Source organism: Micromonospora arborensis, assembly GCF_003205615.1.
GTDB classification, from domain to species: domain Bacteria; phylum Actinomycetota; class Actinomycetes; order Mycobacteriales; family Micromonosporaceae; genus Micromonospora; species Micromonospora arborensis.
On the sequence record NZ_PYBV01000081.1, the window covers coordinates 1 to 10,956 of the forward strand.

Genomic DNA, 10,956 nt, shown 5'->3' on the forward strand with positions numbered 1-10,956 from the left:
CTACCTCAGCCCCGCCGCCTTCGAAGCCACCGGTTCGCACCTTCTACCAACGGTCCAGGCAGCCTGACTAACATCAACACATCGACCCTGTCCGTCGAAACGGGTCAAGCCCACTTCCTAATCTGGAACCGTCGACGCCACAAGCCCGAGGCCGTTGTCGGATCAGGTGTGCGGGACGACCTGCTCGATGGGGTCTCTCCTGGCGGATTCCCTCGTCAGCCGCGATGATCCGTTGGGCGCGATTGCGGCCAGGCTCGGAGCTTTTGGCCGCGTCGCGCCGCCCGACGGCTCCTCAGCTCGGCGAGCCAGAGCCGTACCTGCTCGTCGTCGTGCAGGTAACCGCCGCACTCAGCCGAAGGAAGATCAATTCCATGCAGGAGGTCAAGCATCCAACAGGAGAGGTCCTCCAGACGAGTCCGTCCTGCATCATCCACCGCGCGGCCCATCGGTCGGCCTCGTCCCGGCTCAGCTAGCCCTCGACATGCGCAACGAGACGATCCTCGACCTCGTCAAGCGTCGGCTGGGAAACGGTATCCATGCTTTGAGCCTTGATCGATCGACGTGATCACTGAGGGCAGCAAGCTGGTCACACCCGTTGATAAAGTCGTCGCCATGGCGGCGTTGCGCTGGGAGGGCGCGCGCGTCGGGCGCCCGCACAACCCGATCGCGGCGGTGCACACGCGCACCAGGAAAGGACCAGTCCGATGATTCCCGGGTCGCGAGAGCCCGTCGATTCCGACGTTGCTGCTCCTGGTACTGATGTGGATGTCTATTCGCCGGACCGGTCCGTTCGCATCGCTGCGTCGAGTCGGGGTGACATCGCGGTCGAGGTCGACGGCCTGCACCGGCACACCGACGAGTCGCTGGCCCGACAGGTGCGAGCCGCGGCCAGGGTGGCGTTGGCGTCACTGCAACGGCCGGCACCCGAGGTGGAGTCTGCGGTGCACGAGCGGCGGCCCGGTTGGTGAGCGATCGGATGGGCGGGAGAGTCCTCGTCTTCGGCTCGAGCATGTCACTAGGTACGCGAACAGAAGCGCGCACCGGATCATCGCCAGGGCGATGAGCTGAAGTCCACCGATTAGGAGCACGACGTGGGGAAGCTGGAGCGCTACTTCGACGCCGTGGCCCGGATCAAGGCCGAAGGTGTCTCCGCCAACGGCTGGGTAACCGTCGTCCGTGGCCACGACGCAGACCTGAAGGTCAACATTCGGCCCGGCATGCTGCGCCGCTGCAACCCCGACCAGGTGGCGTCCGAGATCCGGACGGCACTGCTCGCCGCGGTGGCCGATCACCGGCGGCAGTACCGGCAGCTGCGCATCGACTACTTCGGCTCGCCCATCGGTGTGGAGCCGTTCACGCTGGCCAATTCACCGCAGGGGGAGAGAGGAGGATCATGACCACGGACACGTCGGCCCTGCGGGTCGAGTCGCGCGCTCTGGTGGCGTTCGGCGTGGAGCGCTACGAGGATGCGGTTACCTACAGCGCGGTACGCCGCTACCTTGGTGACGTCGGTGCGATCCCGGTCGGAGCCTGGGGCACCCTTGACGGGATCTCGGACAAACTCAACCGGGACTGGGTCACAGCCCTGGGTAGCCGCCTGTCCGAGGCGGACATTGCCCGTAACGAGATGGAGCGCATCGCCGACGGGCTGATGCAGATCGCCGCCGACTACGAGGGCACCGAGTTGGACGTCGCAACGAACTTCGACGTGTTCAACCGGGATCTGGGGCTCTATCTGCCGCTGGGCGACGGCTACGGCAACGGCGTGCGGGTGCGTCCGGGTGGCGCCGGCATCCTGTCCCAGCCGCCCGAGCGCAGGCTCCCGGACGACCGGCCGGTGGTGGTCATTCCAGAGGGCAACGACCGGCTGGGCGCCACTCGCAACGAGAGGCTGCCGCGGACCCGCGTGGTTGAGGAGCCAATCACCATCGGCAGCAGCGACGGCAACAATCTCGGCTTCAGCGGCGGCCGGACCACCCACTACGAGAACGGTGAAGGCGATCAGCTCGACACGTTCATCCACGAGCACCGGGACACGCTTCTCCAGCTGGAGGCGATCCTGATCGAGCTCGGCACCGGTCAGCGGCTCCCGCTGACCGACCTGATGGTTCACGCCTGGCGATCGGCGCCGAAGGTGATCTGGAACCGGGCCGACCTGGTGCATTCGGCCGCCGGCACGTACGCCGAGCTGCGCGCCGAGATGGACGGCGAGTTGAAGAACCTCAAGCTGTACTGGGACGGCAGCGCCGCACAGGCGTTCGGCCAGTACGCCGAGCGTGCCTCGGCCTACCTGGTCCAGCTCGAGACCCAGGCGCGGTGGCTGGCCGAGGAGGGCAAGAAGGCCGCCAGCATGCTGGAAGGCCTGCGCAACGCCTACGCCAGCCTCGGCTACCAGCACATTGGCACTCTCATCGACGCTCTGAAGGGCTACATCGAGGCTGTCAACGGCCTGTTCTCCTCGTGTTCGAGCCCGGAGAAGGCTCTCCTCGATACCGTGCGGACATTCGTGACGTACCTGCTCGACACGGAGCGGCAGTACGTCCAAGCCATGTCGGACCTGATCAAAGTCGATGAGCAGGAACGTAAGGAGCGCCCCGACCTCGGTACCCGCGGCCACGACACGACGCCGTTCCCGCAAGCCGGAGTCGGCGGCACCGCGTGGGCCGACCGAGGCAGTTGGGTGCCCCGCCCCGGCAGGCCTGCTGTCTGAACCCTGCCTGCAGTCCGCCGCCGGACTTCGCCGAACGGGCGCACCCAGCGCCGAATGCGGCCCGATTGACGGTGAACAAGCGGCCCGTCGCGCTTCTCGCTGAGCTGTCGCTACGCGGTCCCGTAGGGCAGCGACGCGGTAACCGTCGCTGATAGGGTCGCCCGCATGAGCGCCGGTACGACGGGTCGGCAGTCGTACACGGCGGTTGCGCCCTCGGGTGGCAGGTGCCGGGCGGACCAGCGGATTCTCAGTCGATTATTTTCTGTGCCGCGGAAGTCGTCGGCTTCTTTGAAGCGACTGCCGGCGCTGGAGCCGATGCTCATTCAGGTGATCAGTGGGTTCGGATCATGATCACCCTGCAGGGTGATACGGAGGCGGACGTGCAGGGCTTGCATTGGCACAGTGGTAATTCGTTGGCCCGGCAGGTGTGGACAGTGGCCCGGCTGGCAGTGGCGAACCTGCAACCGCCGCGATCAAATATCGAAACTCTTCGTGGTGAACGGCGGCCAGAATGGTAAACCTGCGGACGAGCAGGAAGCCGCTGGCTGCCTTGGTTGGTGTCGTCCTGCTCGGTGTCGGTGCGTTGGGACTGTGGCGGTGGGGGCCGCTGGGCGATGGCGAGGTCGTTCCCTCCTGCGGGGACTTGGTCAAGGCGCTGCCGAATGCCGTGGACGGCTCGTGGGCGCTGACGCGCGCCGAGCCGAACCGCGAGGTGAGTAGGGCATTGGTCGGCTGCGAGTTCGACTTCCGGTCCGCGGACCAGTTGTACACGGGCAAGGTCGCGCTGGATGTCAGCGAAGTCGGCGATGAAGCCGCCCTAAGCAAGAAGGCAACGGACGGGCCCTGCCATGGCGAAGCGGTCCCTTACCCGAGCGCAGCCCAGTACAAGGTGGCACGCTCGTGCTCGCAGATGATCAACGCGAAGGTGTTCGCCGGCGTCTTCGTTGCCTCCGATGAGCGTTACGCCCACATTCTCGCGGACTTCAGCGGTCCGAACCTGTCGGATGCGCAGGTGATCGCCTATGCGAATGCCAGCGCGCAGCGCATTGTCGACCGTGCCATGACCATCGAGGCCAGCGACTAACTTGGTCGTTCACCTGCTGAATGGTGACATCGACCGTGTTCAGGATGGCGACGGTTGCTGTACGGCACCGTGAAAGGCGACGAGGATGTTCCTGATGCGTTGCTGTGGCCCGATGGGAATGGGCTCTGCTCGGCGATCGCACCTGGTGCCGTCCAAGGCGCAACCGCGGGGCCGTCACCCTCGCCCCTGCCCGCACGGGTCGGGTGCCTCGCCTCACCTGCGAACCGCAGCCGGGTCTCGACTGGTGCGGCCAGCCCGGAGTGGTCAGCAGCTTAGCCTTGCCGGCCGATCAGGATCCACGATCCCCGCGACCATTCGTCTCCGGCCCAGCGCCGCACCGCCTACACAATGGGGGCTATAGCGACCGGAGCTGGCGCACCCGGCCGGCGATGGCGTGCCGGGCGGCGTCGCTCTCGTAGGCGATGACGTCGAACTCGTGGGGCGCGCCGGGGTAGAGGTGCAGTTCGACCGGGACGCCGTCGCGGCTCAGGGCGATGGCGTAGCGCAGATCCTCGTCGCGGAAGATGTCCAGCTGGCCGGCCTCGATATAGGCCGGCGGCAGCCCGGTGGCGTCGGTGATCCGGGCCGGAGCGGCCAGGGCCGGTACGTCGGTGCCACCGGCCTGTTCCCCCAGGATGGCCTGCCAGGCGGTGATGTTGTCGTCGTAGGACCAGGCCGCGTACGGCGCGATGTACGGGTCGGCGACGGTGTTCCGGTCGTCGAGCATCGGGAAGATCAGCAGCTGCCTGGCGATCGCCGGGCCGCCGCGATCGCGAGCCAGGATCGCGAGCGCGGCGGCCAGGCCCCCGCCCGCGCTGTTGCCCATGACGGCGATCCGGGCCGGGTCCACGCCCAGCGCGCCGGCGTGCGCGTGCAGCCACTGCAGCGCCGCGTAACCGTCCTCGACCGGCACCGGGAACGGGTGCTCCGGGGCCAGGCGGTACTCGACCGACAGGAACGGGACTCCGCTGCGGGACACGATGCGGCTCACCGGGCCGTCCCACATCGTGACATTGCCGAGGATCATGCCGCCGCCGTGGAAGTAGAGCACGGCCGAGCCGGGCTGGGCACCGTCCTTGGTGTACCAGCGCAGCAGCAACTCGGCCCCGTCGGCGGTGGTCAGGTGGTAGTCGGTCGTGCGGACGTCGCCGGCTGCAGGCTCCAGGTTGTTGATCGCGGAAAGCATCCCGTTGAGCGCGGTACGACGGCCCTCGACGTCACCGGCCGGTGGCGGGGTGAGATCACCGGCGTGCTCCAAGATCGGGGCGAGGGCGGCGGCGATCTGCGGGTCCAGTGGTGAGGTCATGAGTCACGGCTTCCTGATCGAATGCTAAGCGGATGAATCCGTCCGCTTAAACATATGCGCAGCTCAAGGCTTTGCCCGCGCAGAGTGATCAAGGACGCAGGTCAGCGGGGCGGGCCGACGATGACGTTGCCGTACTCGGTGGCGATCGCTGGGTTGGGCTTAATCTGGAAGCCAGGCGGGCGCGGGGTCGACTTGTCGCGCCCGGTCGCCCGGAACATGCCCTCAATCCCGGCCGGCGTGTTGATCATCAGCAGGTCGGCCTTCTTGGACGTGATGCGGTAGCCGTGCGGGGTGCCCTTGGGCAGGAACACGACACCGCCCTCGGCCAGCTCGTACTCCTCGTCGCCGTGCCACACCAGAGCGGTGCCCTTGATCAGCATGAAGACCTCGTCCTCACGGGTGTGGGTGTGAAACGGCGGGGCCTCGCCCTCGCTGACGTCGAAGCGGCCCATCATCAGCTGGCCGTCGGTGGCCTTGCCGTCGAGCAGCAGCGCGAGCGTGCCGCCGTCGAGCCATTCGAGTTGTTGCTGCTGCTCGGCCTGGGCTAGGTAAAGCATGCTCATCGACGTCTCCTTATACGGATGAATTACTCCGTTTACAGTAGCGCGAGCCCGTCGTCGTGCGGTGCGAGGCCGGCGAGATAGATGCCGGCGGCCCGCCGTGCGTGCCGGTCCCAGTCGGTAACCCCCGGCAGTGGCTGAGCCACCATCGTCGCCATCAAGATCAGGTCGAGCGCGCGGACGCCCGCACGGATCGTGCCGTCCGCGCCGCCGCGGGCCAGCATGGCCTCGATCGTCTGGCGCAACTCGTCCCGCAGGCCGATTGCCTCGTCGCTGATCACCGCCGGGCCGCCCCGCAACGGAAGCAGAAGCTCATCCCGGCGGTCGATCATCCGGAGCAGGTAGCCCCGGACCGCGTCGATCCCGGTCACGGCCTGCGCGGCCGCCTCCCGCAGCTCGTCGACGACCAGGCGCAGCGACTGGACGACCAGGCCGTCCAGCAGCGCCGCGCGGTTCGGGAAGTGGCGGTACAACGTGCCGATACCGACGCCAGCCTCGGCCGCCACCGTCGCGAGCGGCACCTGCAGGCCGTCACGGGCAACGACAACCATCGCCGTCGCGAGGATCCGCTGCCGGTTCTGAATGCCGTCACTGCGCTCGGCACGCAGCCTCGACCGCTGTCCTCCGTCTTCGGGCACAGCAGAAAACTACTGCTCCACTACTGACCGCCACGCAGCGGGCCGGTGCGACGCGCATCGGCTAGCTCGAAGGACAGCCTCCGAGCCGCCCGCGTCGGTCAGCAGCTCCCACCGGCGTGCACCAGCGCGGCCGTCAATGCCCGCGGGCGGGTAGCAATCCCGGTAGCCCGAGGGACGCGGGTCCCGGACGGTTGCGGGCGGCTCGATCAAGCGCTGAGAGCTTGTTCTGCGCTGCGTGGAGACTGACAGTGAGGCCCTCGACCTCGCCGCGCCGTCCGTTGGCCTTGGCGTCGCTGATGCGTTCAGCCAGGTTGCGGACGATCTCGACAAGGCGTTGTCTTTGACGCGGGTAACGCGTAGCACCGGGCAGCGGACGTCCCGTTGACCGAAACAGTGGGGGCATCCTTGGCCTCTTGCACTGTCAACGCAACGTGACTCTTCGGCCGGTCGCCATCCTGGCCTGGCCTCACGTGTCACTGCGCGTCGTGGCCCGGATCTGCTGTGATCTCGGGTCATCGACCACGGTGACTTGCGGAGGCATGGATGGCAGAGTAAAGGGCGCCAAGGACCGCCGGGTGCGATTCGGGCCGAAGACAGCACGGGCCATCAGCCGCTACCTACGCGCCCGAGGCAAGCACAAGGGATCGAAACTGCCGGATCTGTGGCTCGCCGACCGCGGCGGCCGTCGGTTGGCAGCCAATGGCATCAAGATTCGCCTGAAGCGGCTGGGCCTCGCCGCTGGCGTCGCGAACGTGTACGCCCACCGCTGGCGGCACAACTTCGCCCACGAGTGGAAGCGAGCCGGCGGGAACACCGGCGACCTGATGCTGCTGTTGGGCTGGACCTCCGAGGACATGCCCCGGCACTACGGCGCCAGCGCGGCGGCCGAACGCGCCCAGGAGATCCAGGTGCAACTGGGCATCGGGGAGGGGGTGTAGACGTTGGCAAGGCGGTCGGCCGACCCGAGTACCGGATTGGCCGACCGCGTTGCTCTCGTCGTTGATCGGCGGGCCTGAGTCGAGTCAGGGGCTGGGTTCGGCGCACTGGCTCCGGTGCAGATTCCGGTACGTCTTGTCGTGCGGAGCTGCATCGGATTGGCCGGCTTCCCGATGGTCGGCTGATCGACGTTCGCGACGCCACAGGATCGTCGAACCCTGATGCGACAGTTGGTCCAGGTCATGCTTGCAAAACCGGTGGTGAGCCCGATCCTCGTTGAACACAGTGCCGAGGCATCGCCGCACTGTCCGCCCCTTGGCGTACGAGGGCCATCTGTCGTCGTCCGGGACCGGCGCGGTCTTCGCGAGCTAATCAGGCGTGACCTCGGCCAGCCATTCTCCATCGGTCTGTCGGAAGCTAGGTGTGGGCGCAGTGCGGCATGTCTGCGAGCTGGTTGCCGGACGTACGGTTAGCGCACAGAGATTTGGCCGATGCGCGCCGTAACGCCATAAGCCGCACTCCGAAGTAGTCGGGTCAAATGCGGCGTCTAGGCCGGTCGGCAGGGGTTCCGCTGTCGATGCCCGAACGTCATCGAGTGGCAATCGCCGGAGTGGTCAAAGGTTTACGGATCTTGTCCGGTGGCCTGGGCGGCGATGCGTCTGGGACGATGCGGCTCGGCGTGCCATGGCGCTGAATCTGCGTGGCGCGCTGGGTGGACAGTGTTGCTGGAGATGGGGTCGGCGGATGCCTAGGGAAAAGATGTGGGTCGAGTATGAGGACGGCGCGCGTCTGTCGCGATCGGCGAAGAAACCCGGTTCGTTCAGCCCGCTGACCCGCGACGGCGGTACGAACAACCTGGGCCACGTCACCCTCGACCCGATCGACGGAGACGAGATGCCGCATCTAGGACCCAGGGAACGCTCCGAGCTCGAGAACTTCCTGCGCGAGCTGGCTGTCGAGGTGACGCTGTTAGCCCTGGAAAGGGCCAGGCCGCACGTCGAGAGGTGGGTGGCCGAAACCGCCGTCCCGGCCGCCACGTCGGCGGTGGCGTCGGCCGTCCCGGCTGTCGGGTCGGCGGTGGCGTCGGCCGGCTCCGCCGTGGGGTCGGCGGTGGCGTCGGCCGGCTCCGCTGTCGGGTCGGCTGCGGTAACGGCCGGCTCCGCCGTGGGGTCGGCGGTGGCGTCGGCCGGCTCCGCCGTGGGGTCGGCTGCGGTAACGGCCAGCTCCGCTGTCGGCTCGACCGTTTCATCAGCGTGGAACATGGCGACCCGCAAGAAGGAAAAGCGGGTCGTCACCGTCGAGTCGCACATTGGGGCGGAACCTCCACCAGTGAACTCCGCACCGGTGGAAGCCGGTGTGGTGCTGGAAGCTGCGCCTGTGGAAGCGTCGCATGACGTGGCTGCCGCTATTGAGGCATACAGGGCTGGTATGAGCCGGGCGGAAGCGCGGAAGCGTATTGTCGTGGCGCTAGCTGCCCGGCTGTTCAGCGAGCAGCAGATCGAGATTGTGCGCAATGCGCGGATCGTCGATGACCGCGGTACCGCGGAGCTGAACAGCGCCACCCTGGCATTGACGCAGAAGCAGATCGGCGAAAGCGTCCAGCTGATGTTGGGGAGCGCCCCTGCTCTGCTTGCCGAAGACGCCATGGCTGACCTGCGGAAGATCCTCGGCCCCGCGCCCGCCGAGGAGGACGGGCAGCCGGAACGACGCAGGTGAAGCGTCACGGCCGCCATCTTCGAGTCGCTCCACGGCGCTCGCCCAGTCGGCGAGTGCGGATTGCGCTGTACCGGTCGACCAAGGGCCCCGAGCGACCCCGCACGCAGTTGCACCGGGATGGCCACCGGTGACGACTCCCGGTCGGTCTCGGCACCGACCGTGCCGACCGTCCGGCTATAGCCGGACGGTCTGCGTGCCGTCGTCTACGTGACCTCGCGGCACGCCTCGTCGGAGGACTCGGCCACACCGAGCTGCGCGGCCACGCCATCATGGCCGGCCGGTGACCCATCAAAGGCTCGCCGCCGCGCACCTGAGCAGACCTCGCGGGTGCGGTTGCTGTCGTAGCCGCGTCGAGGTGCGCGGTGACCTGCTCGGGCCAGTGGTGGCGCAGTTGGGTGCTGCATGCGGCGAAGGTGTCGCGGAGCAGCGGGGAGTCGTGCCGGTTGGCGGGGCGTCGGTGATCCCGAGCGGGATGCCGTAGCCGTCGACGCCGGTCGAGCGTTTCATCCGGTCATAGGCGTGAAGGGCCAGTTCATGGACCTGTTCACCGAAACCGGCCTGGGCCCATGACCGCAGACGGCGGCGCGGATCGGGGATCCCGTTGCCATGCCGATCTTTGTACGTCACGGCGTACCCGCCTCTGCACTCGGATCTGCAGGTCGCCAGCGGGACTTTCGGGACAGTTCCGCCAGCTGCAACATGTACGCCGTCCTGGCGTGTCGTGCCATTTCTGCGCGCGATCAGGGCGGTCCAACCGACCAGCAGATTGTCGTAATCGTCGCCGGCGTCGGCCTGGTGCTGGTGATCCTGCTCGCGCTGACGATCTTTCTGATCTGGAACCGCCGCCGCCGTGGCCGAGAGGCCGTTGTCGGGGCAGGTGCGCGGCAGGAACTGCTCGATGGGGTTTCTTCTGGTGGCTACCCGCAGCAGCCGCGTTGATCGGATCGGGGCTGGTGGATGTCACGCAGGGCTGGCGCGGCCCTGGCACATCGATCTGCGGTGATCACTGAGGGCGGCGAGCCGGTGACACCCGTTGATAGGGTCACCGCCATGATGGCGCTGCGACGGGAGGGCGCGTCCATCGGGCGCTCGCACGACCCGATGGTGGCGGTTCGCACGGTCGCTCCGAAAGGACCGGTCCGATGATCCCCGGTTCGCGAAAGCCCTTAGATCCCGACGTAGAGCCTCTCGACCCCGATGTGGATGTCTACTCGCCGGATCGGTCTGTTCGCATCGCCGCGTCGCGTCGGGGTGACATTGCGGTTGAGGTCGACAGCCTGCACCGCCATACGGATGACTCGCTGGCCCGGCAGGTGCGGGCTGCGGCCAGGGTCGCGTTGGCGTCACTGCAACCGCGGGCACGCGATATGGAACCTCCCGTGTACGAGCAGCGGTCTGGTCGGTGAGCGGTCGGATGAACAAGAAGATGCTGGCCGCTGTGTCCGGCATTGTCGTCGTGGCCGTCGGATTGCTCGGCGCGTGGCGGTGGGGGCCGTTCGGCGAGGATGAGATCGTTCCCTCATGTAGTGAGTTGGCTGAGGCCCTGCCGAGCGTCGTCGAGGGGTCGTGGACCCTGACCCGTGCGGAGCCGAAACGCGAATCCAGCAAGTCTCTGGTCAGCTGCGAGTTCGACTTCTCGTCGGCAGATCGGTTGTATCAGGGCAAGATCGCTGTCAGCCTCACCCACAGCGACGACGAGGCCTATCTGCGCAAGACGGCGACGGAGGGCCCCTGCTACGGCGAGCCTGTTCCGTTCCCGAGCGCCCCCAAGTACCGCGTCGCGCGCTCATGCTCGGAGAAGATCAACGAGAAGATCTTCGCGGGCGTGTTTGTGGCATCCGATGACCGGTACGCGCACGTCTACGCGGACTTCAGCAACCCCGGTCCTGCGGTCGAGCAGATCGTCGCGTACGCGAATACCAGCGCTCAGCGCATCACTGACCGGGCGATGACGATCGAGTCCACCGACTAGGAGCACGCCGTGGGCTGGGCTTGACCCGTTTCGA

The 10,956-nt window shown here is 67.3% G+C and carries 12 protein-coding genes; 8 read left to right on the top strand and 4 right to left on the bottom strand.

Translation table 11 applies throughout. The features are described 5' to 3' along the window. The first annotated feature begins 761 nt into the window (after positions 1 to 761). The 4 genes from C7C45_RS32755 (at position 762) to C7C45_RS32770 (ending at position 3,794) form a co-directional block, all read left to right on the top strand. Positions 762 to 968, top strand: a complete 207-nt coding sequence (locus C7C45_RS32755) for a hypothetical protein (RefSeq protein WP_244200694.1) — start codon at positions 762 to 764, stop codon at positions 966 to 968. 123 nt (positions 969 to 1,091) lie between these two features. After that, positions 1,092 to 1,397 carry a hypothetical protein gene (locus C7C45_RS32760; RefSeq protein WP_110568778.1) on the top strand — a complete coding sequence of 102 codons (306 nt, stop codon included), beginning with the start codon at positions 1,092 to 1,094 and terminating at the stop codon, positions 1,395 to 1,397. Next, a complete protein-coding gene (locus C7C45_RS32765) occupies positions 1,394 to 2,710 on the top strand; it encodes a hypothetical protein (RefSeq protein WP_110568780.1) in 1,317 nt (438 codons plus the stop codon). The genes C7C45_RS32760 and C7C45_RS32765 overlap by 4 nt, the downstream gene beginning before the upstream one ends. A gap of 511 nt (positions 2,711 to 3,221) precedes the next feature. After that, positions 3,222 to 3,794: a hypothetical protein gene (locus C7C45_RS32770; protein WP_110568782.1), complete on the top strand. Its 573-nt coding sequence runs from the start codon at positions 3,222 to 3,224 to the stop codon at positions 3,792 to 3,794. 355 nt (positions 3,795 to 4,149) lie between these two features. On the opposite strand, the gene C7C45_RS32775 is transcribed toward C7C45_RS32770, so the two are convergent. The 3 genes from C7C45_RS32775 to C7C45_RS32785 form a co-directional block, all read right to left on the bottom strand. Further along, on the bottom strand, positions 4,150 to 5,100 hold the full coding sequence (locus C7C45_RS32775) for an alpha/beta hydrolase (protein ID WP_110568784.1): 951 nt from the start codon (positions 5,098 to 5,100) through the stop codon (positions 4,150 to 4,152). 101 nt (positions 5,101 to 5,201) lie between these two features. Next, complete coding sequence (locus C7C45_RS32780) at positions 5,202 to 5,663, bottom strand: cupin domain-containing protein (RefSeq protein ID WP_110568786.1); 462 nt, start codon at positions 5,661 to 5,663, stop codon at positions 5,202 to 5,204. Positions 5,664 to 5,695: 32 nt separating this feature from the next. Beyond that, on the bottom strand, positions 5,696 to 6,298 hold the full coding sequence (locus C7C45_RS32785) for a TetR/AcrR family transcriptional regulator (protein WP_146247483.1): 603 nt from the start codon (positions 6,296 to 6,298) through the stop codon (positions 5,696 to 5,698). Between the two features lie 539 nt (positions 6,299 to 6,837). Here C7C45_RS32785 and C7C45_RS32795 point away from each other — a divergent pair. After that, positions 6,838 to 7,236 carry a site-specific integrase gene (locus tag C7C45_RS32795; protein ID WP_244200695.1) on the top strand — a complete coding sequence of 133 codons (399 nt, stop codon included), beginning with the start codon at positions 6,838 to 6,840 and terminating at the stop codon, positions 7,234 to 7,236. A gap of 757 nt (positions 7,237 to 7,993) precedes the next feature. Further along, positions 7,994 to 8,950: a hypothetical protein gene (locus C7C45_RS34325; protein ID WP_167454914.1), complete on the top strand. Its 957-nt coding sequence runs from the start codon at positions 7,994 to 7,996 to the stop codon at positions 8,948 to 8,950. Positions 8,951 to 9,153: 203 nt separating this feature from the next. On the opposite strand, the gene C7C45_RS33790 is transcribed toward C7C45_RS34325, so the two are convergent. Further along, positions 9,154 to 9,354, bottom strand: coding sequence for a hypothetical protein (locus C7C45_RS33790; RefSeq protein WP_146247485.1), 201 nt, complete (start codon positions 9,352 to 9,354; stop codon positions 9,154 to 9,156). A 295-nt stretch (positions 9,355 to 9,649) separates the two neighbouring features. On the opposite strand from C7C45_RS33790, the gene C7C45_RS32815 reads away from it, so the two are divergent. Continuing rightward, the gene (locus C7C45_RS32815; RefSeq protein ID WP_110568794.1) at positions 9,650 to 9,889 is read left to right on the top strand and encodes a hypothetical protein; all 240 of its coding nucleotides are present in this window, start codon (positions 9,650 to 9,652) and stop codon (positions 9,887 to 9,889) included. 475 nt (positions 9,890 to 10,364) lie between these two features. Further along, positions 10,365 to 10,922: a hypothetical protein gene (locus tag C7C45_RS32825; RefSeq protein WP_110568798.1), complete on the top strand. Its 558-nt coding sequence runs from the start codon at positions 10,365 to 10,367 to the stop codon at positions 10,920 to 10,922. The last annotated feature ends 34 nt before the right edge of the window (positions 10,923 to 10,956 follow it).